Genomic DNA, 25,100 nt, shown 5'->3' on the forward strand with positions numbered 1-25,100 from the left:
TTTTTTGATTATAGCAGAGAATTGGTTCCCGGTAGCTTGCAGCTTTTGTTTACCGCTGATTGCATGTGTCAGCTAGTAGGATATTTCTTCTCCTGGAAGAGGAGGGGTGCTGTCTGGGGCAATGCGATGCTGGGTGGATTGCTCGTAGGCATAAGCCAGTTTGAAGAGAGTCGGCTCGGAGAAAGGACGCCCCAGAAATTCGATAGAGATTGGCAATCCTTCAGAGTTGAAGCCTGCTGGTATAACTAGGGCAGGTAGACCCGTAACGGAACTCACTGGATTGTCGCGGGGCCCACGATCGCCAGTGCCTAGTGGCGGAGCAGTCAGGGACTTGAAAGGATGTACCAAGGCGTCGACTTGATGCTCGTCCATAAGCTCGACAATCATAGATCTAAGAGTTTTACGATTCTTCAGGCGGGCTATGTACTCATCATTGAATTCGGTGTTGCCGAGTTCGATAGAATCCAGGTAGCGGGGTCTCATACGTTCAAGGATTTCGCCCGATTCTTGCAACGCTTCTAATGACTTATAAGGAACGGTGTCTCCGCGTGAGGCGATATAAGCTCGATACGCTTCATAAAACTCGAAATTGCTGGCGCGAGCGAGCGGGAAAAACTTTACTATGTCCATACCGATCGACAGGCCGTCGATAACCAGTGCCCCTTGTTCGTAGATTTTTTCTATTTCGAGGTCGATCATGTTATTAATTTCCTGAAATTCTTCCCCCTTGCGGAACAAATCCCTAAAAACCCCGATTCTTGCCCCCTTAAGTCCGTCTAAATCGAGATAGTCTGAGTATGGAGAATCAGATACACGACCCAGTTGAGAGTGAGTGAAAAGGTCTTCCGCGTCGAAGCCCCGCATATAGTTTGCCATGATGGCGGCATCCTTTACAGTTTTCGCATGGGAGCCTGCTCTGTCTTGGGTATAGGAAATTGCAATCAATCCAGCCCGGCTGATCAATCCCTGAGTCGGAGCGAATCCGACTAGGCTATTATTTGAGGCAGGACTTCGGATGGATGCACCGGTTTCGGTCGCAATGCCCAAAGTTGCGAACCCGCAATTTACAGCGACGCCAGGTCCTGCACTCGACCCACCCGGGTTCCGGGTTAAGTCGTATGGGTTAAGCACCTGCCCTCCTAAGGAGCTTAGTCCTTCGGAGCCACGATTGAACTCGTCAAGATTTCCCTTCGCCAATAAAATGGCCCCCGCGTTTTTGAGCTTCCTAACCACCGTCGAGTCATCTAAAGGGTATGTATTGGCCAATCCAATACAGCCACCAGCGGTAGGAGCGTCTATAGTATCTACTGTGTCTTTCGCTACGAAGGGGATCCCATGAAGGGGAGAGCGCGGACCTTTTTCCACCCGTTCCTTGTCTAATGCACGTGCCCGTTCGATCGCGTTGTCAGCAATTGCAATGATGGCCTTAAGGGAGGGCCCTTTTTGATCGTAGGCTTCGATACGGGCGAGGTAGCGCGTTACTAGCTCTTCCGAGGTAAGGGTTCCCGCATCAAAGGCGGCGTTTATGTCATCAATCGTAGCATTACTTAGATCGACAGTTTTCGCTTGAGTGTACGAAGTGAATGTCGGAGTAAGCACTAGTATAGCCAACAAATGTTTGGTATTCGATAAATATTTTCGAAATTTTGTATGCATTGACGGTTTTGGTTATTGTGAGTTAGAGTTGTTCAAGGGTACCATCTGAGAGAGTACTAGCTAGAAAGGCTGCCAAATTTGAGGCGAGGGCGATCAAGGCAAGTTTGTGAGTCTTAAGTTATTGCATTTATAGAAACGAGATCGATTTAATACGAGAATGTCTCCCCTGGAAGGGCTGGTGTGGCCATTGGAACCATCACATTGTCTGTAGCCGCCTCGAAACCAGAAGCGAGTTTGATGAGGGTTGGCTCGCTCCATGGCCTTCCCAAGATTTCGAGCCCAACGGGCAATCCATCCTCGGTAAATCCCATGGGTACAATAAACGCAGGCAGCCCGGTGACGGGACTCAGCTGATTTGGCGTGTATTGGCGTTCCGGATCGTTGCGAGGTCCAAGCTTCAGCGGACCATAGAGTTTGTGTGGGTAAATTAGTGCGTCTAGATCATATCTATCGATGAGGTCGATAACCATTTGGCGCAGAGTTTCCTTTCCTCTGAGCGTGGCTCGGTAAGCGAGGTCGCGGTCGAGATCGATAGGATTTTTCATGAGTTCGATATCGGAATCGCGAATGGGCAAATCGATGTGCTGCAGTAGCAATTCCTCGGCGGTTTTGTAAGGATAACTTGGTCCTTGGCGGGTTAGATATTGATTGATGGCCGCTATGCGTTCGAAGCGACTGGGAGAGGGATTTGAGCCAAGGTATCCAGGCAAGTTGATCCCAAGTGCAACAGGATCAAAGACGTACGCTCCATTCTCCTCGAACACCTTAATTGAATTCTTCGCCAGTTCGATAACTTGTTCATCGATGGGGGTGAAATCCCAAGCCTCTGAAAGCACGCCTACTCGAGCTCCTGCTAAGCCGTTGGAATCAATGAAACTAATGTAGGGTTCGAGAGGCATTTTTCCGAGGCTGTTTGCTGTCCAGAGGTCTTCAGAGTCAAAGCCTGCGATAGCATCGAGCGTAGCACAGACATCGTAGACACTTCGAGCCATCGGACCACCACGCTCGCCGGTGACGTAGCTCCACATTTGACCCGCACGACTGATCAATCCCGATGTCGTGGAAAGTCCGTAAAGATTTCCGTCAGAAGTTGGCGTACGGATAGAAAATCCGGTTTCACTTCCTAAACCTACTGTTCCAAAACGAGCGGCAAGTCCGCCAGAGGTGCCACTGCTCGACCAGCCTGGTGTCCGATCAAGGGCGAAGGGATTCTTAGTGTTTCCACCCAAGGTAGAAGAGGCTAGCATCTCCGGCCGTGTATACCAATCGCTTTGATTGGCTTTGGCTAAAATGATTGCACCAGCTTTTCGCAGGCGAGCCACGATCGTGCTGTCTCGATCGGGGATAACATGTTTAAGTGGACTATAGCCACCTGTGGTTGGCATGTCATTGGTGTCGAAAACATCCTTCGCTAAAACGGGAATGCCGTGCAAGGGCGATCGGGGTCCAGATAATCTATATTCTTTGTCAAGTGCTCTTGCGGTTTCGAGTGCTTTTTCGCTCAGCGAAAGGATCGATTTGATCTCTGGACCGGTCTGATCATAGGCTTCGATACGAGCTATGGATAGCTCGACTAGCTTTTCAGCCGTCAATGCACCCGCTTCCATAGCGGCCTGAATCTCCCTAATCCCAGCGGTGGTTAATGTGAAGCTATCTCCCTTGAGCGGGCCTGCAGTGATAATTTGTATCGAAATGGCTAATACAAATACATCAAGAATCTTTCTATATTTTGCTATCATCATATGCAGGTACAGTTACTAATGGCAAAATGGGGAAAGAACTTTCGAGATAGTGAGGGAGGGATGCGTTACTTGTTTGTTGATACTGGCCATTTTTGTCAGCTCTATCTAATGCACAACTATGTTGTTTTCGTATATAGTTTTTAGAATCCTTGAGAGCAACACCTTGTATTCGGTTGTCAAAGACGCCGAAAGCATGGGCGATGCCAAAATTCCCTTTTTTGCTCTAATTGAATTTTAATCCAAAAGATAGAGATCGATTTGAATAAAAGTGTAATATTTGGATATCGATCTATTACTGCCTACTATCGTTTAGCGATTTGATTTCTAATTTGTTAACGGTTGAAAGTTATTCATCCGTTATTGGCTTAAGAAGCTGTATTTTCGATTAACATGGCGTAGTTAAAATTTGCAAAATCAAGCATCGCTTTCCACCTTTGATCAAAATTAAACACCACGTGGGCATGACTCGTAAGCGAGGAGTTCAAAAAAGGATAGAGCCAGGTCGGGCTGATCTAATATTGATCTATCAGAAGCGGTAAAGTGGTACATGAAAGCCGCCGAGCAAGGGCATGCAGAATCCAAGCACGACCTCGGCCGGATGTATTACACTGGCGAAGGCGTTCTTCAAAATGACAAGGAATCGTTTAAGTGGTTTAGGAAAGCCGCTGAACAAGGCTGTGCCAGAGGTCAGGTAAACCTCGGCGTGTGTTACTTCCAAGGCATAGGCGTCTCTTAAGATTACAAACAAGGGTTTAGTGGTTCACGAAAGGTGCCAAGCAAGGTGATGCCGATGCTCAGTTCTACCTCGGCCTGATGTACCTCGTCGGCGAAGGCGTCCCTCAGGACTAAATTAGAGCCTATATGTGGTTCAATATTGCTGCGGCCAATGGATTTGAAGACGGTGCTAGAAACAGAGACATCGTCGCCAAAAAAATGACCTCCGACCAAACCGCCGATGCAGAAAGAATGGCACGCGAGACGGTGGAGGCCAACCCAAAGGTGATCGGTGAGCAAGGGGAAAATGAAAATCAACAAAGGACAGGTCAGGCGGCTCTAGAACCTTCTTTTCGCACCGATTTACGCAATCTTAGTAATCTGTGTGCCTGAGTTTTTCCAAGACCCAACTAAGCATTTTAGCCAAGACTTTATCGAAGGAATGTAGTCCAGCGAAATAGCAGAATAGAAGAGATCGCAGATAGATCAGGAGATTGAATTTAATGATTGCCAGTTTGTGCGAGGTTGGGGTAACATTCGGCCAGTGGTTCGCAAGCTGATTATCTTTTTCTTAATCTCTACAATTTTGCAGTTTTCCCAGGGCGGGGAACCTGTATTCGAGAAAATTCTATCCATCAAGATTCAGGTTGAGATGGATGATAATCATGGTGAATTCATGGACCTAAAATCTGGGTACTATCCTTACACGAAAGGAGAATTTTCTGGAGTAGCTGAAGGAGTCCTATTGCCCCAAGGCGGAGCTAGGAACCTGTATTCTGATTCGTATTTAGAAGGCAAGAGACTGATCGAGGATGAGATCATCATGGTCTTGCTGACTGATAGTGGTGAAAAAATTTATTGCGAAGCATTAGGTCTAATACTTCGTGATACCGATACCGACTCTAATGATTTCATGCATACAAGCTGGAGGTTTCGGACGGCGAGTCCAAATCTCGCTTGGCTCAATACGACAGTCGGCATTGCAAAAACAAGATTTTTCAACGAAGGGTCAGAATACCGAGCTGAGCATAATATTTACAGAATAGTGCCGTGATTGCCAAGCCAACGCCAAGCGGATGGGTGAGTAGGCGGATGCTAATGCCAGCGTGCCCTAGCGGTTCTTCACAACGAAGGCAATCGAGTCGGGTTCTCGTGGGTTTTTTTACCTGTCCGTGCGGTGGAGGATAATCGCTTTGGAAAGGACTCATTACAGTTCTGTGTGAGAAACGTATGAGGTTTTATGTTATCGTGGTCAGTTATTGATCTTGAGCTACTAAAATGACTAATTGGTGCTCAGGAAGGGACTCGAACCCTTACACCTTTCGGCACACGCCCCTCAAGCGTGCGTGTCTACCAATTCCACCACCTGAGCAGTTGAGGAGGTCGGAAAAAAAGATAGATGGGCGTTGATGTAAAGCGCCAAAACAAACAAATTGATTTATTGAGTCAATTGGGTTGATTCTAAGGAGTTTTCCAAATAAAAATGTTGAGATTACGGATTTTTACGTAATCTGACTTAGAAAAGCTACCAACTTCGGGGACCCTACGCGGCTCCCTTTTAAAAAATCCAATGACCGAACCCAGTTCCCAGGAACCTACGGAACCCGCGGAGCCGACTGAAGAGCCGGAATCCAAATCCCTCGATCTATCCGCTCTTCAGAGCTTTAACTTTGGCACCCAATGGACGGATGCCGGAAAGAAGCCCAGAGGCGAAGACCGAGGAAGCTTCGGGCGTGGTGGAGGCCAGGGAAGACGACCGGATCGCCGCGGTGCCGGTGGTCATGGAAAGGACCGGAGGCCTCCGAAACGTTCGTTTGCGGAAAGGGTTCCGGGAGGAGAGGGAGGACAGGGTCAGACTGGGGATCGACGGTTCCAAAGTCGAGGTAATCGTGCGGGAGGGGGGAACCACCCAAGAGGCGGTCGCTTTCAAGATTTCCGACCTTATGAAAGTACGGTGTTCGCGGTAGATTTCTATCCAGATGATGCGGGCTTTTCTACCATTATTAAGGCATTGAGGAAGAGCCAAATCACCTACGAGCTTTTTCATGTGGCCAAGATTTTCCTGGAGAAGTCGGATCGATATGTCGCGAGTGTGACGCGGAAAGCAGCTAAAGGCGAGAAGCCAGAACGAGTGTATGTTTCGGTGCCTGATGGGATGCCCTTCGAAACGGAAGAAGAAGCCATTCAGCATGCGGTCGCCAATTACGCGGATGAACTTTTCGATACGGAAGAATTGGAAGTCGAACCGCCAACAGGGAACTTCCCGTTTGTGAATCGCTGTGGCATCACGAAAAAGCTGATAGGTCCGCCGAATTATCACCGGTATGAGGAGTTTCTGAATCTGCACCACAAGACACAGCTCGCCAATACGCCGTTCGAGAAATTCAAGGCGTCGATTGAGCAAGTTCGTGAAGAGGAGGCGGTCAATGAGTGGCTGGATTCGATGAAGAAGAGCACCAGCTATACCAGCAAGGCAGCGGAAGGGATAGAACCGCAAACATTCGATTCTCTGAATGATGCCATTGGCTATTTGCGAACGAAGCAAAAAGAGCAGATCGTGAAGGCGGTCAACTTTGCTCGCGTATCAGGAGTGGTCCTTGATAAGTTTTCGAATAGAGAAGCCAGCCGGGCTGTGGCAGGGGAACTGGCACGTCAGCAGAGATTTCCACTCGAAACCGCCAATGCCATTCGAGGTCGCCTGCGCCGGGAGAAATTCAGTATTTACAAGAAGGGCTCCAAAGGCGTTACCCTTATTTGTGCAACACGACGAAATTTCCGCAAAAAAGGGCAAGTGATGTCTGATTCGCTCGATCGGCTGATACGCTTTATCGAGGAACATCAGAATATTAAGGCGAAGGAATTGCCCGTGCAATATGAAGCTTGGCTTAAAAAAGAGTATCCTGATGTGTCCCATGATGAAAAGAGGCTTTCTCAGGACCTGCACTGGCTAATTGCTGATGGATACGTGTGCCATTTTAGCGATGACTCACTGTTCGCACAACCAGTGATGGACAACGAACCTAAGAGTGTGGTAAGACCCAAGAAATCGGATACATCTAAAAATGCGATTCCCTCCGATCCAGCCTCGGATGAGAAAGCGGATTCTGAAAAACGGCGAGCTGGGGCTTCCGAGCAAGAAGAGCCCGCGGTAGGTATTGAAACCGTTACCAGCGTGGAAGTCGTTGAGACTACTGCAGTCGAAACGGAAGTTGTGGAACAGAAAGCAAAAGTCTCTCAGCCCGTTTCAAATGAGCCGGAAGGTGCGGTCGAAGCTAAAGAAGCGGATGATAACCAGGACTCAAAGCTGGAAATGGCAGAGGCGGTTGCGGCCTCTGATACGACTACAGAAGCTTCGAAGGCCGAAGCGGTTGAGCCAATTGGTGAAATAGTCGAGGATCCCATTCCTCCGGAGAAATCTCCTGTTGTCTTAGAGGAGCCGGCGGTGAGCGTGTCGGAGGAAAGCGAAGAAGACCTCGAGGCTAAAAAAGCGAAAACCTAAGCTTAGGCCTCCAATTTCTTTGGGGATTTGAAATTAGCCTAAGGGTGACTGCTAGGTCCGGCGTCTGGGTTAGGGCATTTATCCTGTGTAAGGTTGCAAAGGTAGTGCTCGAAGGCCCGGAGAGCGCCGTAGATCGAATCGGGAATTGGGGAAGATCAGGCAAACAGGACCCGAGCAAACACAAAAAAGTCGGCTGACTAGGGATAGTCAGCCCTACCTTGCTGCGCCGGGATTTACTGAAGTGCCGTATGCTTAGACGAGTGACTGTCCCACTGAAAAATGCGCTAGCATACGGTGCGTATCCAGTGGTTACCGGTGGGGAGGATTGAAAGGTGAAGCGAAAGCGTAACGGTCCAGGGGATTTGCCCTAAATTCCCTGGCCATTCAATCGCAAGGCAGTAGGGGGGCGCCATAAAGTCTTCCAGCATCAGTTCATCAATGATTTCAGGACTCCCTTCCAGTCGGTAGGCGTCCATGTGAAGGAGAGTCTTCGGGCCACGGTATGTATTGAATATGTTGAAAGTAGGGCTTGTGATGACATCTTGGATACCTATTCCAATCGCAATCCCTTTTATGAAAGTTGTTTTACCCGCCCCTAAGTCTCCTTCAAGGGTTAGTACGGATTCTTCTGGAAAAGTAGACTCGAGTTCTTTTGCCAACTGAATTGTGTCAGCGGCACTGGAGGTCTCGATACCCGATTTAAGGCGTTCTAAAAGGGTCATATCCTGTGGGCTCTATTTTTTCCTCCAAGTTGGAAAAGACTACGCTGGGATGACTGGCTACTCTTTCTGAGATAATGCCGATTTGAGTGACGTTCGTCTTGAATCGAGTTTTCCAATGGCCGACAAACGTATCATAGTCTTGGTCTGGTTCCAGAGTGAAAAGGAGTTCGTAGTCTTCACCGTCATTGATTGCGTGATAGAGTGGGGATCGACCGCTTGATTGCGATAACGCGTGAGCATCCTCGCTTACAGGGATTCGGCTAGCGTCGATTGTGGCATTACAGTGATCGAGTAGAATGGCTTCGCAGTCTTTTCCGAGTCCATCGCTGAGGTCCATGCAAGAAGATACCCCTACCTGGGTTGCGAGCCATTGCCCTTCGGGAAGTCTAGGTTCGAAATTGAAGTGTTTTTTGAGCCTGCTACCCCCAAGCGAGCCAGTAACAAAAACAAGAGCATCAACAGATGCGCCCTTTCGCTCCAAAATTCGTTCGTTACCGTAGCCAACTAAGGTCATAAAAGCGCCGAGAAAGTCTTTCGTGGGGGTTACATCGCCACCGTTGACCTGAATATTGTGCTTGTAGGCCTCCTGGGAGAGGCCAATATAAAAATGCTTTAACCAATCAATTGATAAGTGGTTTGGAAGGGCGAGCGACAACGTGGCGTGTCGGGGAGCTCCTCCCATGGAAGCGATATCGCTTATGTTTCGATTGAGGAGTTTGATAGCGACCTGTTCGGGTTTTAGTTGGCCGTCGAAATGGCGCTGATAGATGACTGGGTCGGTGGTGGTCAGTAGATAAGACTTGTCTGAAGGGATATGGACGGCGGAGCAATCATCACCAATGCCAGCGGGAGGATCCGGACTGGCTGCCCCCAGCCATTCGCTGATCCGTTTTATCAATACCGTCTCGCCTAAAGAGGCCACGCGGTCTTCGCGGGATTGGGCGAAAGGGTTCATAGTTGAATAGGTTCAATAAAGAATATCATAAGTAGATTCACTAAATTGAATAAAACGTGGATTGTAATACTGGATACAATGTTTCCGGAAAGCCTGTAAACGAGACAGAGTCCCCCTCCCAGAATGAAAAGGGCGAGGAAACTGTAGAGATTCAAATGCATCATGGCGAAGATGCCGGATGAAATTGCGATTGCGAAACCAAGGGATACACGGCGATTAAGATAGCGAAAGAGGAATCCCCGATAAACGATCTCTTCGCAAATCGGGGCCACTACTACGATTAGGAGGGCCATCAGGCTCATCTCGAGAGGCGATCCTCCGCCTTGGACGAGCAGGACGGGCAACTGGTACTCATATTCGAACTGAAGTGCGTCAAGAAGCGCCTTCCAGACCAACATGGATGGAATGAGGGCGAGATAAATGCAGGTGAATCCCACAACTCCGATTTTAACCGATTTTTTGAAGCTATCCGGTCGATCCTCACTTTCATAAGTTACGAAAAACTTAAACAAGAGCCAGGCCAGCACGCTGCTCAATTGAAGTCCAAATCCAGAGGCGATGACTATGGGTAGTGACTCGAGGTCTGGCTCTCCGCCAATTAGGTACGCGTAGCCATTAGCAAAGAGTCCTGACAAAAGAAAGGATCCCATAAAAACGAAGCAAATGAAGAGCCCAAAATCAATGGGATTGATATTCCATTTGGCCAATCGATTGCCGCTTCGTATTTTCTCAAAGATCTCCATTTTGATCGAGCGGAAGTCAAATCTGGGAAATCCAGAGGAGCGAGTTCAAAAATAAAGAAACTCGTCAAAGAACCCGAATCCAAGGCAGCCTTATAGCGTTGCTAAGTCGAGGAGGACGGAATTTTGATGACATTCTGGTTTTGGCGCTTTTGGGTTTTCAAATTCGGAAAATGGTATCTAGAGTTAAAAAGAGGGCTTCGTTGCACACGTTGGGGTGTCGTTTGAATCAGTCGGAAACAATGCTGATCGAACAACGATTGAAAGACGAGGGCTACGAGATTGTTCCGTTTGGCGAGGTCGCGGATTTGGGCATTATCAATACGTGTACGGTGACTAATCTGGCTGATTCAAAATGCCGTCAGAGCATTCGGCAGTTTGTGCGGAAAAATCCGGAGGCCTTTACGGCAGTTGTCGGATGCTATTCGCAAATGGGATTCAAGGAAATTGCTGAAATTGGAGGGGTGGATCTCATAATAGGCAACCAGGACAAAATGAGCGTGGTAGACTTTATTGGCCAAGGGAAAAATGAAAGACCTGTCATCATACGGGATAGAATCAGCCAGGATGACTTCTCGATCAGCTTTTTTGGAGACGCGCCTTTCAATCAAAGAGCGAATTTGAAAATCCAGGATGGGTGTAGCTTTGTTTGCAGTTTTTGCATCATCCCTTTCGCTCGAGGGGCCTCGCGGTCAAGGGATCTCAAAAATCTGGTTGAAGAGGGCAGGGCTAAGGCGAGCCAAGGGGTTCGCGAGATTATTCTTTCGGGAGTCAATATTGGGACCTACCGGTCTGAGGATGGAAACTTGCTGACCGTATTGGATGCCTTGGATGGAATTAGGGGTATTGACCGGATCCGGATTAGCAGCATCGAGCCGACGACGATTCCAACAGAACTGTTCGATCGGATGAAATCAGTAGATCATGCATTGCTTCCGTTTTTCCATATTCCTTTACAGGCCGGGAGCGATAAGGTTTTGCGAGAGATGAAGCGAAGGTATACAATAGGCGAATACTTGGATTTTCTGTCGCTCGCGCATGAAAGTGTACCCGGACTTTATGTTGGGACGGATATCATGGTTGGTTTTCCAGGAGAGACGGATGTAGAATTTGAAGAAACTTGCCGCGTTTTTTTGGATAATCCATTCGATTACTGCCATGTGTTTTCATTCTCGGAAAGGGAAGGGACTTTAGCCGAAAGGCGGAAGGATCAAGTGCCAATCGTGAAACGTCAGAGACGCAGCGCTCGACTCAGGCGCTTATCGGCAAATAAGCGGTATGATTTTTATGAATCGCATCTAGGCCAAACGATGAGGGTCTTGTTTGAGAACTCACGTCCGGATGCTTGGCCGTCCTATACCGACAACTACATTCGAGTGGTCGTTCCGCGTGACGGTACTAACGGAGAGGACTTGGCAAATCGCTGTGCTGAGGTGACGCTAGAAAAAGTAGCGGCCGACTTTGTGGAAGGCCGCATTGTGCGTATGCTGGATTAGCTGATAACGCGGCGCAGTGCGATCCCTGGGCCTACGGGGAAGAGCCTGCTGCCGGGTCAGTTTTCCAGAATTTCCACCTCGTATCCATCAGGATCGGTGATGAAGGCCATTTTTAGACCGCCGGAAGTGAATTTTGTTTTCCAGTCACCCGGCCAAACGTCTTCACCATTGTCTTCTAACATTTGGCAATACTCCACGATATCGTCGACGCCCAGGCAGGTGTGTATCAGGTCTTCGGGAAACTCGACCTTAAAGTCGGGCGAATAGGTAAGCTCGAGATTGTGGGCATTACCAGGCATTTCCAGGTGGACGATCTGATTACCAGAAGGACTCTTGTCGTTACGCTTTAAAACCGTGAATCCACAGTTTTTACAGTACCAGTCGATTGATTTTTCAAGGTCGCTTACGCGAATGCGAGTATGGAGAAATTTGATCATGGAGTGGGAGTAAAGCGACCCGTTCCCAATTGCCAAGCGTGGATGCCGAAAATCTATTCCGAATGAGGCCCGTTTATATGCTAGAGGCGCACGGGAACGTGAGCGTCCTCCAGGTGCCGTTTCGCTTGGCTAATCGTGTAGGTGCCAAAGTGAAATATGCTGGCAGCCAGAACGGCGTCGGCTTTGCCTTTCTCAAGTATATCCACTAGGTGATTCAAGTTTCCGGCGCCACCCGAAGCAATGACCGGAACCTCTACTGCTTCGGAAATGCTACGCGTCAGCTCGATGTCGTAACCCGCCAGTGTTCCATCCGCATCCATGCTTGTGAGCAGGATTTCTCCCGCACCCAAAGAGACGGCTCTCTTGGCCCATTCAATGGCGTCGAGCGGCGTCGGGTTGCGTCCCCCATGGGTGAATACGCGCCAGCTGTCGCCATCGCGTTTCGCGTCGATGGCCAAAACGATGCACTGATTTCCAAATTTACGGGCAGCTTCCAGAATAAGGTTCGGATCGTTGATCGCGGCGGTATTCAGGCTTACTTTGTCTGCACCCGAATGAAGCATTTGGGTAATGTTGTCGAGGTTACGCAAGCCACCGCCAACAGTGAGTGGCATAAAGCACTCGGACGCCGTCTGCTCGACGACGTGGTGCATTATCTCGCGTTCGTCACTCGATGCAGTGATATCCAGAAACACGAGCTCGTCGGCGCCTTGTTCATCGTATGCTTTGGCGCAAGATACGGGATCACCGGCATCACGGAGTTCCTTGAACTTTACTCCTTTGACGACCCGCCCCGCGTGGACGTCCAGGCATGGAATGATTCGTTTTGCCAGCATGTGAGGATGGCGATGATTCGAGCTACCAGTAAGTGAGTGCCTCGAGAATGCCGCTTATTCCGTTTCTCCTACCGCAATGATGTCTGGATCAAACGACACCGAGAGTCGGTAGGTTTGACCAGGTCGCATGATGAGCGGATAGTCTCGTTCCAAGGTTTGCAAGTAATGGAGGTTGCCGTAGTTAGCCCGGTAAGTTGGATCGTTGGTGACAACCTCCGTTTCCTTCCAGGTACCTTGAAAGTCATCCTTGAGAACTTGGCAGCGGAGCCCTTCCTGACCAAGCATGGGAGAAGAATCCACCCGATGGTTTGAGTGGGGCGAGCCGATCGCCAGCATATAGCGGAATCGATCCATAGCGATCTGATTCTTAACGGTATAGATAAACTCGCTCGTGATTTTGTTGCCTGCGAAGGTCCAGCTAACTTTGCAGGAACCGATATTATTAGCAATTTTCTCGTTGGTGCTGATTAGGTCGGGCTGCTCGTATCGAAAGTAGAAAGAGCGCTTAAAGCCGAGGCCCGTGGTGCATCGTTTGCCGTAAAATGCCGGAATGTACTGTTCCCCTCGGAACGTGAGTTCCGGAATCAGAATCGGCAAATAAGTATTGTTCGGCCAATCTAAAACCCCAGGTGAATGAGGGAAGGGGAGGCCGTCTGCAGTCGGTTTCGCTCCGCAGGAAACCAGCGGCATTTGAATCTGTAGCCCCGAATCGACATTTCTGTAAAGCAGGAGTCCTTGCTCTTTCTTATTAGACTTGTCGAAAATGACGAAGCGACATCCGGACTTGAATGGATCGGCGGGCGCTCCAGTCGGTGCCTTGACATCTTTCGAGAGTCTAGCCCATTGGCTCAGGTACCGGGCTCCGTCAAAGTTAGAGAGGCGCGTGGTATGTCCAGCGAAAGCGGTGCGTTCCTGATCGCGAACGATCAAATATCCATGTTCCTGATCAAGGAAGGTGACGTAGAAAAAGTAAAACAGGCGACGCAAAAGATCGAAGTACTTTTGCTGGCGATCATCGGGAACCCATCCATCGCGAAAGCCCTGGAGCAAAAGCGAGATCAAGTGCATCTGTCCGTAGGCGCCAGAGCTCTTCGAGAAAGCCCAGCCCAGTCCGTCTTCTCTGACGAGGTCGGGAAGAATCTTAATGTACTTTTGGGCGTACGTGCGGAGGCTAGGCAACTTACGCTCCCTCAAGCCAGGATTGGAATGAAGCTGAAGCGACTGCCTAATGAATACGAAAGACATCACTCCATAGAGAGAGTAGGAGCCTCCAATGCCGTCATCGACGTCATCAAAGTAGCCACTCGAGCTTGTCTGGTCGATGCGATCCAAGAAACGCTCAATCAGGCGACCTGTTTCGTCTTTTTTCGAAAGTCCAAGGCTGAAGCGGCATACGGCCTTCGCAATGTTGAAGGTTTGCCAGTGATTGTCGTAGTCGCTTCGGTTCAGAAGCAGTTTGTCCAAACGCTCGCGAGTTTCGTCCACTAGGCGTTCCCAGACCGGATTCCGTTCCTTGGAGGGTCCGAAAGAGAGGAGGGCGAGGGCGGCATAAGCCAATCCGTTCTCTTGCGGAGGATCGCGGAAAACTTGTTGGGTGATGCACCGAGCCGCGAGGTCAATGAGATCCTTGCCGTCTAGTTCTGGTTCGCCAGTAGCCCGGTAGAACTCCCCAATCGCAAGCGCCGCATGTCCGGGCTCGTCGAGGCGAGGCTCTTCACCTTCCACAGGTGTAATCGTGCCATCTTGATTGATGGAATCCAAATTGTGGCTGAGCATGGAGCGAGCCATGTCGAGACACTGTTGTGAGAAACTTTCCATAAAAGACTCAGAATGAAGAGGAGCTACCCGATAGCCTCGGGATGAGAAATAGTCTTTTTTGCCAGCACTTTTAGCTAGTTCAAGCGATAAGTGGGCATTATTCGAGATAATCGCCCATATCTCTTCTGGACATGGCTCAAACGGTGACGGAATCGGTTTTAATAAGAAACACAGAGGGTGAAAATTACCGGCTAATCAAATCGAGCAGGTCCTGATTGCTGTCGGTCTTCGACAAACGCGTGAGCATCGTTTCCGTGGCGTCTTCGGTTTTCTGCTGCACCAAGGCGCGTCGAAAAAAGTGAATACCATCGAGTACGTCTTCCGGAATTAGCAGTTCCTCGCGTCTCGTTCCTGATGAAGCGATGTTCATGGCTGGGTACAGGCGCATTTCCGCGACTTTGCGATCAAGCACCATTTCCATGTTGCCCGTGCCTTTGAATTCCTGGAAAATCATGTCGTCCATGCGGCTGCCGGTTTCAATGAGGGCAGAGGCGACAATGGTCAGGCTTCCTTCCTCCTCGGTGTTCCGGGCGGCGGCGAATATTTGGCGAGGTTTTTCCAAAGCACGGATATCCAGACCGCCAGACATGGTCCGACCCGATTTTTTAGCTGAGTTGTGAGCCCGTGCGAGACGAGTGATTGAATCCATTAGTATAACGACGTCATTGCCGACTTCTACCTGGCGCTTGGCCCTTTCAATGCAAAGGTCAGCGACTCGCAGGTGGCTTGGCAGGTCTTCGTCATTGGATGAGGCCCAAACCTCTCCATCGATATTGCGCCGGAAGTCGGTAACTTCCTCGGGACGTTCGTCGATTAGAAGAATGAATATCTGAATATCGGGATGGTTGGCTTTAATTCCTTGAGCGATGTGAGTGAGAAGCGTTGTCTTTCCGGTCCTTGGCGGGGCGACAATAATCCCACGGGTCCCTTTCCCGAGCGGGCAGAATAGGTCCATGGCTCGCGTGGTCATAAGATCCTTGGTCGTCTCTAGCTTGATCTGCTCTTCCGGAGTGATGGTTGTCAGTTGCATGAAATCCAGTTTCTTGCGTCGCTCATCTACTGTGAGCCCGTCGACGGTGTCGATGTATCTAACCTTTGGATTCTGGAATCGGGGGTCGGCGGTTGCCTGGGCAATGATATAGTTGCCGGTTCTCAGCTTGAAGCGTCGAATCAATTCCTTGGGTATAAAGGGATCGGTCGGGCGCTGACGCCCGTTTTTACTCAGATCGAGAAGTTGTCCGGTCTTCTTTTTAGTGACTTCGAGGACACCTTCAACCTGTACGGTCTGTTCGTTATTGTTTTCGTTTTCGTCTGCCATACGCTTGGCGTTAGGGGGGCGGTTTTTGAGTTTAGAGGAGCTGATGTAATTAAATTCGGATACATGGGCAGTAAGAGACTGCCGTGAAAAAGCTCTGTGTATTCACATATCCTAATTGAGAGATTACTATTGGATCCGAGGCTTGACCCTAGTGGGCTAAGTTGCTGGTATTCGGTTTTTTCATCCCTTAACTTATTTCTAAATCAAGGACAATTAGTGGCAAACAAGATTACTTCAATAGCTCAAGAAGACGAAAAGTTCCCGCCGTCTCAAGAATTTAGGAAACAGGCTGCCATCCAAAGTCTGGCTGAATACAAGAGACTTTACTCGGAGTCCGTGAAGAATCCAGAAAAGTTCTGGAATACTCAAGCAAAAGATTTGCTCCTTTGGCGGAAGCCTTGGAAGCAAATCCTCAAGTGGAAAGAATCTCATGCCAAATGGTTTGTAGGTGGCAAGTTAAATGTTTGCGAGAATTGCGTCGACCGACACTTAGGGACGCCTCGGGAGAACAAGGCGGCCCTTATTTACGAGGGCGAGCCAGGTGATCAGAAGACACTGACTTACAGGCAGTTGCACACTGAAATTTGTAAGTTTTCCAATGCCTTGGAGTCCTTGGGAATCAGGAAGGGGGATCGAGTGGCAATTTACATGCCCATGGTCGCCGAAGCCGTTGTTGCGATGCTGTCCTGTGCTCGTATAGGGGCCGTTCATACAGTCATATTTGGCGGATTTAGTTCTGAATCGATCAAGGATCGAGTGAACGACTGTGCGGCAAAACTGGTGATCACTGCGGATGGGGGGTGGCGTCGCGGCAAGATAATCGATCTTAAGGTGAACGTGAACCAGGCCCTAAAAGGCTGTCCGTCGGTGGAAAGTGTTATCACATTAAAGCGGACTGCTAATCGGGTTCACATGAAGAAAGGACGCGACTTTTGGTGGCATGACTTGGTCGAATCGGCCTCGCATGTGCACAAGGCCAAGGCCTTCGATAGTGAAACGCCTCTCTTCGTTCTTTATACTAGTGGAAGTACGGGCAAGCCCAAGGGAGTGTTACATACCAGTGGCGGGTATTTGCTGGGGACGACAATTACTTCAAAGTATGTCTTTGATCTCAGGGAGAGTGATACGTATTGGTGCACCGCAGACATTGGATGGATCACAGGACACAGCTATGTCGTCTACGGCATTCTAAGCAATGGGGGGACCAATGTTATTTACGAAGGCGCTCCCAATCAGCCCGGTCCGGACCGATTTTGGTCCATCGTGGATCGCCATAAAGTGACGATCTTCTATACTGCGCCGACGGCCATTCGGGCTTTCATGAAATGGGGCGACGATCATATCAAAAAGCACGATTTGAGTTCCTTACGATTGCTTGGTTCGGTAGGAGAACCCATCAACCCCGAGGCCTGGAAGTGGTATCACAAAGTCATTGGAGGAGGTCGTTGCCCGATTGTGGACACTTGGTGGCAGACGGAAACGGGCGGGATTATGATCACAACACTCCCAGGAGCCGTTTACTCGAAGCCTGGATCCGCTGGTCTGCCCTTTTTCGGGGTGGTTCCGAAGGTATTCAATGACGCCGGCAAGGAGGTTCGCAAAGGCACCAGCGGCAAGCTGGTATTGACTGAACCTTGGCCCAGTATGCTCCGTACTTTGTACGGTGACAACAAACGGTACAAAGAAACCTATTGGAGCGAGTACGAGGGTGTTTACTTTTGCGGGGACGGCTGCCGTCAGGACAAGGATGGCTATTTTTGGATCGTCGGTCGGATTGACGATGTATTGAATGTATCAGGACACCGATTGGGAACGGCTGAGATCGAGAGTGCTCTGGTTAGCCATCATTCGGTGGCGGAGTCAGCTACGGTAGGGCGACCTCATGAGATAAAGGGCAGCGCCATCGTTTGTTTCGTCACGCTAAAAGACGGATTCAAGGGCGATGATAAGCTGAAAGCGCTGCTGCGGGCTCATGTCGGCGCAGAAATTGGACCGTTCGCCAAGCCTGACGAAATTCGGTTCGCCAAAGCCCTGCCTAAGACGCGTAGCGGAAAAATCATGCGTCGCCTGCTCAAGGACATCGCTGCCGGCAAGGAGATTCATGGCGATACCACCACTTTGGAGGATGTTGGAGTGGTGAAGCAGTTGCAGGCAAACAAGGATTAAGCGAGAAGGGAGTAAGGGCTGAAATTTTGAATCAGCCCGACTCTTTCACGCCTCATCCTTAAAAACCGGGGGTGCATTCTCTTGTAAAAGGTGATAAGGGAAGGAAATGGGTTCCAGAGGACAGTCAGCGAATCTGAAAAGCGGATTCAGTGTATTTGAGATCATTGGGGTAATGGCGGTGATCGCGATCATCATGACTATGCTAGTGATGTCATTGGGCGGCATACGCCCGGCGGCGGACAGCAAGGCGGCTCAGTCGGAGATTATATTGATTCAGCAGGCTTTGGAGGCTTATAAGTCCCGCTTTGGCGAGTATCCCAAGAAGGTAACCGTAGGCGGTTCTAATCCTTCGATGGAGGTGATTTTGTTCAACGCCCTCATGGGTACATTGGCTTCCAACGGGAAGCTAGGCAATTTCAGTTCGGTGCTCGATCGAAACAATCTAAGTTTCGCGACAACTAATTTTCCTTTAGTGGGCGTTACGCCTGCTCTGGCCGATAATCAACTTCTCGACCCCTGGGGGGTCCCTTACCAGTATCGCTATGATCCTGTAGATGCGAGTTGGGAAAATTTCAGCTATGTTTTGTTTTCAGCGGGGCCCAATGGAATTTACACGGACGTGACTGCTGAGGGGCAAATAAATGAAAGTGGTGCAGGAAACCAGGACAACATCTACGCTGAGTAGAGCGGGGGAATTCTGGTATCATTGAAATGACGAAAAGATCCAAAAGGAAAGGGTTTACACTGATCGAGCTTGTGGTCGTGCTCTCAATCATGGTGATTTTAGCGACGCTGGGGATCGTTGGCTACCAGTCCAGTTTTCCTCCAGGAGTGATCAGCGCGGCCAGAAATGAATTTCACGGAATGCTGCGTTTCGCCCGACAGCAGGCGATCACGCAAGGCAGCAATTCGATACTGATCGTAAACTACGAAAAAGCGGATACAGAGAAATTTCTCCGCTATATCGGTGTGATTGTAGAGGATGAATACAATTCTGGAAACTGGAACGCCGCTCATTCAGGCGTCTACCTACCGGAGGGTGTATTTTTCGTTCCGCAGATCGTAGATAGCGCTACCGATGGTTTTTCGTTCGACGCGGCATGGCCAGCGGATGGTGCGGATCCAGACATTAGAAGCCAGTACAATTGCAGTAACGTCGTGGCTTCTCCAAACGCAATTGGAGCGATCGAGTATCCTGTTAATATGACCATTTCCCTCGACGCGTCGACCGGCGACGAGCAAGACTGGATCGGTTTCCAATTCGGCCCCGATGGCCGGGTGAAGGGGGTGGACTTCAGTGCGTGTAGCGCGGGAGATGGTTCTCAAAGCAATCATATCATCTTGGGAACCGCGCGGCGCTTGTCGGAAACGGCTTTGCGTTTCGAAAAAAGCGAGAACGCGCTGGGAATTATCCTCCGAAGAAATGGGGTGAGCTATGCAGTGAACGATACTGATGCGATGTAAGATGAAAAGAAAACTGGTATCCGCATTTACACTTCTAGAGACAGTGCTCGCGTTGGCAGTATTTGCGATCGTGGTTGTGCCTGCTATCGGTTTGGTGGCTTTGTCTTACCGGAACACGAGCACTGAATTAGCGGCCCCGAACGCCGTGGAGATCAAGTCGTTACTAGAACTGGAGTTAAGAGGTGCGGAGGTGATTGATGCCGGTGCTGGGCCTGGGGGCACGGACTTGATTTACAATGTCTTCCATAACAGTTTTCTGGATAGCGATGTGATTTTCTACGGTTCCAAGGATTTCCAAGAGCTGGAACAAAACGGAGCCGGAATGAGTGACGACGAAAAGTACTATAAGGTGAGCGTTTCGGTTCCGGTGGACTACGTTTACGACCCTGACGACGCCTATCGCGTTTTTCTCTTTAATATCATATGGCCTGCCTATGTGGAAGGAACAGGTGGGGTTTTTGTCGACAATGAAGACAACGCCGAAGGGCTGCGTCAAATGGTGCTACCTACTGTATTGAGAAAATGACCTCAGGACGGAAAGCATTTACGCTCATCGAGTTGGTAGTCGCGCTGGGGATAACGGCGGTGATTGGCTACTTCTTTGTTTCGATAGGGCGGGACTTTACTATTGCGTGGGACAATGTGGGAAATTCCGTAGCTCGCGAAACCGAGGCCCGCGGGGCCCTAGATGCCATAACCCGAGATTTTGAATCCGCCTTTTTCCGGGAAGGTTCAGATGTGATGTTTGCGATCGACGTATTGAACGGCAACTCAAATGCCGGTGCAAAGTGGAAGGCCGGCTCTGCTGAGCGACCCTCAGCCGATGGATTCGATGCGACGAACCATGAGTATGGCTGGGCAGGGTGCTGGGTTCGGCTCATCTGCGCTTCACCCTCACTCAATGCCGTAGGATACCAAATCATTCGATCGACGATTAAAGACACGATTGGGCTTCCACGTTACATGCTTTATCGAAATGTCGTTACGGTCGAAGATACCGTTGATAATTCTATCAGCAGCGGTTTCGATCTAACCTCGGCGGTCTACACAACCAATGGGGATGTTATCACTCCAGAGCGACCGAATATCCTCGCGGTCAATGTAGTGGACTTCGGAGCTCGACTCTATGTGTACGAAGATCCGGCAACGGATTCCAGCCTCGATGATGCCCCGGATGGGCTGAGGCTGATTTTTCCTGCTGACGCTTCCAGTCGGTTAGAGACTACGATCCCGACGGGACTTTGGCATCGGGCAAACACCTTTCTCGGGACGACTTATGAGAATAGATATCCTGACATAGTTGAAATATTCATACGGATTCTGGATGAAAAGGGCGCTAGCGAGTTGTCGGCGATGGAGGAAAGCGGCTTGAACGATCAGTGGGAAGAGATCGTCGCCGATAATTCAAAGTTGTACCGGCGCTTTATAGCGGTGCGTGGAAAGGGAGGTCTTTAGAATGCCAAGGGTTCGCAAGCTCCATGAGAAGAGAGGCTTCGCTCTCATTCTAGTTTTCTCTTTAGCGGCAATTATTCTGCTTTTGAGTTTGTCTCTGGTTTCGCTAACTCAGATTGAAACCGCATCCAGCCGATACGACCAAGGTATGCACCTCGCGCGGGCGAATGCACGATTGGCCTTAGACATGGCGATTGGCGACTTGCAAGAGTTTACCGGTCCTGACCAGCGAATCACGGCGACGGCAGATGGGGCTCGATCCGGCGCCTATATCGACGACAGCTTTAACGATGCGACCGACCCCGCAATGAACGGGGTTTATCAGCCGTTTTGGACGGGGGTTTGGAATAATGACAACTCGAATGACAATCCCGTTTGGCTCGTAACGCGACCGCTGGACGCGACATATGCTCTAGATAGTGGCACCCAGGAAGCCGATCCTTTTGTGAGCGATTATGGGGCTGGCAAGCCACTGGTTAAACTGGTTGGGGCTGATTCCGCCAAGCCCGAAAATCCGGGGACTGGGCAGGATGAGTACGACATTTATGTGCCTAAAGAGCTTGTGGCCTCTAATGAAATCGTTGGTTTGGCAGCGTCCGAAGAATCGACTGTAGGGCACTACGCCTACTGGGTGGGTGATAATGGAGTGAAAGCGAGTTACCTGCTCGAAGACATCGTTCCTGAGGTGCTTCACGACATCTATGACAGTGGTGGGGCGATCTATGAAAACCGCAGGCTCAGCCAGATGGCGGCCCATCGCTACTTTTTGGAGATGGAAAGCCTTTCAGCGAGCCCCCGACTGATGAACGCGACCGACTTAAGGCTGAGCACCATCGTCAGCGAGTTCGCGATCAGCGAAGAAATCGACTCGGGAGATTCTTTGTTAGGCAGTTTCACGCACAATGACGTGCTGCGTCGGTATCACGATTTCAGCGGTCTTTCGAAAGGACTCCTCGTTGACACGGCTCGCGGTGGTTTGAAGGAAGACTTGTCAAATATCCACAGAGTCATTACTGGAGTTTCAGGCGTGGACGATTTGGTGAACAACTACTTGATGCCTTACCTGAATGTTTCTGACATTCCGACGACTTCGCCCACCAACTTGAGGCGAGCCTATTCGATTGCCCCGAAGAACACTACGTTTGGGGGGGGTGGACCCACGCCAACCATCGCACCTTTGATTACGGAATTTTGGATGGTGATCAAGCTGTCGGCTCCGGAATTAGGGGTCGGGGACGATGACATCGAAAAGCAACAGAGCGATATTTACGGCCAATTTGGGGTCATAGTCGCACTTTGGAATCCCTATACGAGCCGAATCAATGGAGACGAATTACGGATTCGAATCGAAAACCCGCACGCAGACGGACTCGTGGTGAACTACTACGACAACTGGGTTTCTGGTGATCCTCCCACTGTGGGCCATGAGATACCAAATTTTGGATTGGAAGACGTAATGGATGGCGTATCTGAATTTACTTTAGACACGTCAGGAACTTGGTGGGAGCCCGGCGAGGTACGCACCTTTCGGGGATCTTACCTCCCGGTACTGGGAAACCCGGGAGCAGGCATTTTGGATCTGACTACGGGAACTGAGATCCCACCAGACGCTTTCTATAATTACCAGATACCAGAGCTATCTAAGCCAGCAACTAAATTTAAGAGTTTCGATGACGTTTACGCATCTGACAAATTAGAACTGGTGGGCCCGGCTTGGACTCCGGAAATTTCGTTGAGGACAAGTGATGGGGACGAACTTTATCAGTTTATTTTGGACGGTGTATCTTTCTATGAAATGAGAAGTTCTCCAAATCGTGTCCAACCGGCACAGCGCCATTTGTCGTACATTTGGAAGCTACGAAACCCAGATTCCTCTTGGACGAATTATGATCCCCGTTCCGGTTCAATCACGGCGGATGTCATTGTGGACAATTTTGACGGAGCGGATCCAATTCCTGGGTACTCGGCATTTTCAATGGCCCAATTTGAGTTTCCCGGAGCGGATGCACCTTACTATGAAGGTGTTAAGGAGTCAACCTTCGACCTCATAGGCTACAACGTGGACGGTTCGATCGAAAACAATATCCCTCTTTTCGAGCTTCCGCGTCAGGAATACCTCTCGCTCGCCGGATTGCAGATGGCGGAGTTTCCATCGGAGGTAAAAGCCCACTTGGGGGCTTCAATTGCGAGCATCAATCCGACCACTTCGATCAACGACGTCTTCGATCGATTCTTCCTTTCAACGGTGCCCCAATCCGGATCGACGACTTGGATGGTAGGAGATCCGCTGCCGAATAGTCGGATGGAGCCGGCTACGGGTGCGATTTTATCTGATTTGCAGGATCCCGACTCAGCCGGACATCTGTATCTGAATGGAGCTTTTAACGTCAACTCGACTTCGTTCGAAGCTTGGACGGCGATGTTGAAAGGGATAAGACTGGGGACCTGGGCCTACGACGATCCGACCCCCGTTGACGGTCAAAGCGAAGTCGACTTGACTAATGAGAACCAGTTCTTCCGCTTTTCCCAAACCGCGGAGGAAACTTGGCTCGGTTCCTATACCGCGACTGACTTAGACAAATCGCGGTCATTTTTCCGACAAGGCATGCGATCGCTCACGGATACTGAAATTGCGACTTTGGTGACCGAGATTATTCTAGCAATAAGAGCCCGGCGACAGGAGGTTTCGGCACCTATGGGACCCTTTGTTAATTTACAGGACTTCATCGATTCGGGCGTGCTGGAAACCGCGATCGCTAATGCGAATTTAAATAGTGCGATCGAGGTTGACGGAAAGCCGTTGATTTACTCTTCCAGCTACCTTACCCAGCAGGACATCCTCACTGCGATCGCCCCTTATCTCACGGTTCGTAGTGACACATTTGTTATTCGGGCGTACGGGGACGCTGTGAATCCTTTTGACGATGCGGAAGTGGTGGCCCGGGCCTATTGCGAAGCGATCGTCCAGCGAGTGCATGAAAAACATTCAACCGAGTCGCTCGCCTCAATTGCGGATCCAATGAGCACCACGGACAATACGGCTGGTAGTCTGGGGAGAGACTATCGTATCATCGCTTTCCGGTGGCTGACGGGGGACGAAATATGAAATCCAATATCCGAAGTTTGATCACCTTTGGTCTCATTATCTTGGGGTCGGTCGGGCTGCTTGCTCAGGAGGAATCCGAGGAGAAAACGTTTCAATTCACCACTCGGGCTTTTGGCAACGACTATTTCGAAGGGATTTTCTTCAAGGATGCGGAAGGCGAATTGGCATTGCTGGAATTCAGCCCTTACGAGAGAATCGGGATTTACCATTTGCCGGAAGGCACAACGGAAGTGGCGTTTGTTCGCTTAGTGGCGGATGTGCTCGGAAAAGAGCGTGAACAAACTATCGCGGTGGCGAATCTTGAAGGGATCGAGTCGCGAGCGTTTATTGTTTTCGTGGCGAAGCGAGATACTCGACGGAACCTGCCTTATACGATCCATGTGGCGGACGAGAGTCCGGGCAAGTTCGAGGCGGGCAAGTTGCGGATTCTCAACTTATCAGGACCCCCTCTGCTGGCTCGAGTGGGGGATGAAACCTATACCTTGGAATACGGATTCGGTGGGGATATCCAATTTGATCCCAAAAATATTGAGGAGGTTCGGTTTCAGTTTGCCGTCAGAACGTCAGATGCGTGGAAAATCGTCTTTTCCTCTGGTTTCCGTGCCCATCCAGAGGTCGGAACGTTGGCTATCCTGAAACCGCCGGCCCAGATCGACTCCTTGCGGATTCAAGTGGAGCGAACGCATCGCCGCTATTATTTTGATCCCATCGAAGCGGAAGAGGAGTCAACCGGAGAGTGAGCAATTAAATCCGCGATTTCTCCAAATTTGATATTGATTCGAGGATTGAGCGCGTCAGGTTTCGCGTCGGCCAGGTCCTATGCGATGATGGGCGGGCGAATTCCGCCAGGACCGGAAGGTAGCAACGGTAGTCACGCTTCACATGCGCCGTAGGGTGCCTGGCCACTTTTTTTCCTGATGGAGTTTAAAGGGGGAGTTGAATAGGGTAGCGGCCGATCGCCAAGTGATCATGGGAAATA

The 25,100-nt window shown here is 50.0% G+C and carries 21 protein-coding genes, 1 tRNA gene and 1 other RNA gene; 13 read left to right on the forward strand and 10 right to left on the reverse strand.

Features of this window, described 5'->3' with window-relative positions:
- Positions 1 to 72: 72 nt before the first annotated feature.
- Positions 73 to 1,599: an amidase family protein gene (locus GA004_RS09090; protein WP_283393540.1), complete on the reverse strand. Its 1,527-nt coding sequence runs from the start codon at positions 1,597 to 1,599 to the stop codon at positions 73 to 75.
- Between the two features lie 203 nt (positions 1,600 to 1,802).
- Positions 1,803 to 3,398: an amidase family protein gene (locus GA004_RS09095; RefSeq protein WP_283393541.1), complete on the reverse strand. Its 1,596-nt coding sequence runs from the start codon at positions 3,396 to 3,398 to the stop codon at positions 1,803 to 1,805.
- Between the two features lie 517 nt (positions 3,399 to 3,915).
- Between GA004_RS09095 and GA004_RS09100 the strand changes: the two genes are divergently transcribed.
- From GA004_RS09100 to GA004_RS09110, 3 genes are all read left to right on the forward strand, one after another.
- Positions 3,916 to 4,134: a tetratricopeptide repeat protein gene (locus GA004_RS09100; protein ID WP_283396971.1), complete on the forward strand. Its 219-nt coding sequence runs from the start codon at positions 3,916 to 3,918 to the stop codon at positions 4,132 to 4,134.
- Positions 4,135 to 4,259: 125 nt separating this feature from the next.
- The gene (locus GA004_RS09105) at positions 4,260 to 4,505 is read left to right on the forward strand and encodes a hypothetical protein (RefSeq protein ID WP_283393542.1); all 246 of its coding nucleotides are present in this window, start codon (positions 4,260 to 4,262) and stop codon (positions 4,503 to 4,505) included.
- A gap of 193 nt (positions 4,506 to 4,698) precedes the next feature.
- The gene (locus GA004_RS09110; RefSeq protein ID WP_283393543.1) at positions 4,699 to 5,166 is read left to right on the forward strand and encodes a DUF3237 family protein; all 468 of its coding nucleotides are present in this window, start codon (positions 4,699 to 4,701) and stop codon (positions 5,164 to 5,166) included.
- A gap of 233 nt (positions 5,167 to 5,399) precedes the next feature.
- Here the strand turns inward: GA004_RS09110 and GA004_RS09115 are convergent.
- Positions 5,400 to 5,484: transfer RNA gene (locus GA004_RS09115), tRNA-Leu, on the reverse strand.
- 198 nt (positions 5,485 to 5,682) lie between these two features.
- Here GA004_RS09115 and GA004_RS09120 point away from each other — a divergent pair.
- The gene (locus tag GA004_RS09120) at positions 5,683 to 7,611 is read left to right on the forward strand and encodes a hypothetical protein (protein WP_283393544.1); all 1,929 of its coding nucleotides are present in this window, start codon (positions 5,683 to 5,685) and stop codon (positions 7,609 to 7,611) included.
- A 284-nt stretch (positions 7,612 to 7,895) separates the two neighbouring features.
- On the opposite strand, the gene tsaE is transcribed toward GA004_RS09120, so the two are convergent.
- Genes tsaE through GA004_RS09135 form a run of 3 tightly spaced genes read right to left on the reverse strand, consistent with a single transcriptional unit; the run spans position 7,896 to position 10,031 of the window.
- The gene (tsaE, locus tag GA004_RS09125) at positions 7,896 to 8,333 is read right to left on the reverse strand and encodes a tRNA (adenosine(37)-N6)-threonylcarbamoyltransferase complex ATPase subunit type 1 TsaE (protein ID WP_283393545.1); all 438 of its coding nucleotides are present in this window, start codon (positions 8,331 to 8,333) and stop codon (positions 7,896 to 7,898) included.
- Complete coding sequence (locus tag GA004_RS09130) at positions 8,311 to 9,288, reverse strand: thiamine-phosphate kinase (RefSeq protein ID WP_283393546.1); 978 nt, start codon at positions 9,286 to 9,288, stop codon at positions 8,311 to 8,313. The genes tsaE and GA004_RS09130 overlap by 23 nt, the downstream gene beginning before the upstream one ends.
- The gene (locus GA004_RS09135; RefSeq protein WP_283393547.1) at positions 9,285 to 10,031 is read right to left on the reverse strand and encodes a CPBP family intramembrane glutamic endopeptidase; all 747 of its coding nucleotides are present in this window, start codon (positions 10,029 to 10,031) and stop codon (positions 9,285 to 9,287) included. The genes GA004_RS09130 and GA004_RS09135 overlap by 4 nt, the downstream gene beginning before the upstream one ends.
- 170 nt (positions 10,032 to 10,201) lie before the next feature.
- Here GA004_RS09135 and mtaB point away from each other — a divergent pair, with 170 nt between their 5' ends.
- A complete protein-coding gene (gene mtaB / locus GA004_RS09140) occupies positions 10,202 to 11,524 on the forward strand; it encodes a tRNA (N(6)-L-threonylcarbamoyladenosine(37)-C(2))-methylthiotransferase MtaB (RefSeq protein ID WP_283393548.1) in 1,323 nt (440 codons plus the stop codon).
- A 56-nt stretch (positions 11,525 to 11,580) separates the two neighbouring features.
- Here mtaB and GA004_RS09145 read toward each other — a convergent pair whose 3' ends face one another.
- The 4 genes from GA004_RS09145 to rho all read right to left on the reverse strand — a co-directional run bounded on the left by GA004_RS09145 (position 11,581) and on the right by rho (position 15,933).
- Positions 11,581 to 11,961 (reverse strand): VOC family protein, encoded by a 381-nt coding sequence (locus GA004_RS09145; RefSeq protein ID WP_283393549.1) that lies wholly within the window; start codon positions 11,959 to 11,961, stop codon positions 11,581 to 11,583.
- Between the two features lie 80 nt (positions 11,962 to 12,041).
- Positions 12,042 to 12,797, reverse strand: a complete 756-nt coding sequence (gene hisF / locus GA004_RS09150; protein WP_283393550.1) for an imidazole glycerol phosphate synthase subunit HisF — start codon at positions 12,795 to 12,797, stop codon at positions 12,042 to 12,044.
- A gap of 54 nt (positions 12,798 to 12,851) precedes the next feature.
- Positions 12,852 to 14,615, reverse strand: a complete 1,764-nt coding sequence (locus GA004_RS09155; protein ID WP_283393551.1) for a hypothetical protein — start codon at positions 14,613 to 14,615, stop codon at positions 12,852 to 12,854.
- A gap of 184 nt (positions 14,616 to 14,799) precedes the next feature.
- The gene (gene rho / locus GA004_RS09160) at positions 14,800 to 15,933 is read right to left on the reverse strand and encodes a transcription termination factor Rho (protein WP_283393552.1); all 1,134 of its coding nucleotides are present in this window, start codon (positions 15,931 to 15,933) and stop codon (positions 14,800 to 14,802) included.
- 216 nt (positions 15,934 to 16,149) lie between these two features.
- On the opposite strand from rho, the gene acs reads away from it, so the two are divergent.
- From acs to ffs, 8 genes are all read left to right on the forward strand, one after another.
- Positions 16,150 to 18,099: an acetate--CoA ligase gene (gene acs, locus GA004_RS09165; RefSeq protein WP_283393553.1), complete on the forward strand. Its 1,950-nt coding sequence runs from the start codon at positions 16,150 to 16,152 to the stop codon at positions 18,097 to 18,099.
- 106 nt (positions 18,100 to 18,205) lie between these two features.
- The gene (locus GA004_RS09170) at positions 18,206 to 18,784 is read left to right on the forward strand and encodes a hypothetical protein (RefSeq protein ID WP_283393554.1); all 579 of its coding nucleotides are present in this window, start codon (positions 18,206 to 18,208) and stop codon (positions 18,782 to 18,784) included.
- Positions 18,785 to 18,810: 26 nt separating this feature from the next.
- Positions 18,811 to 19,563, forward strand: coding sequence for a prepilin-type N-terminal cleavage/methylation domain-containing protein (locus GA004_RS09175; RefSeq protein WP_283393555.1), 753 nt, complete (start codon positions 18,811 to 18,813; stop codon positions 19,561 to 19,563).
- Between the two features lies 1 nt (position 19,564).
- Positions 19,565 to 20,089 (forward strand): type IV pilus modification PilV family protein, encoded by a 525-nt coding sequence (locus GA004_RS09180; RefSeq protein ID WP_283393556.1) that lies wholly within the window; start codon positions 19,565 to 19,567, stop codon positions 20,087 to 20,089.
- Entirely contained in the window at positions 20,086 to 21,018 is a 933-nt protein-coding gene (locus GA004_RS09185; RefSeq protein WP_283393557.1) for a prepilin-type N-terminal cleavage/methylation domain-containing protein, read from the forward strand. The genes GA004_RS09180 and GA004_RS09185 overlap by 4 nt, the downstream gene beginning before the upstream one ends.
- 1 nt (position 21,019) lies before the next feature.
- Positions 21,020 to 24,121 (forward strand): hypothetical protein, encoded by a 3,102-nt coding sequence (locus GA004_RS09190; RefSeq protein ID WP_283393558.1) that lies wholly within the window; start codon positions 21,020 to 21,022, stop codon positions 24,119 to 24,121.
- Positions 24,118 to 24,861 (forward strand): hypothetical protein, encoded by a 744-nt coding sequence (locus tag GA004_RS09195; RefSeq protein ID WP_283393559.1) that lies wholly within the window; start codon positions 24,118 to 24,120, stop codon positions 24,859 to 24,861. Before GA004_RS09190 ends, GA004_RS09195 begins: the two co-directional genes overlap by 4 nt.
- A 68-nt stretch (positions 24,862 to 24,929) precedes the next feature.
- Positions 24,930 to 25,028, forward strand: an RNA gene (gene ffs, locus GA004_RS09200) — signal recognition particle sRNA small type.
- Positions 25,029 to 25,100: the final 72 nt, after the last annotated feature.

It is taken from the genome of Candidatus Pelagisphaera phototrophica (assembly GCF_014529625.1).
In the GTDB taxonomy this organism is placed as follows: Bacteria; Verrucomicrobiota; Verrucomicrobiia; order Opitutales; family Opitutaceae; genus Pelagisphaera; species Pelagisphaera phototrophica.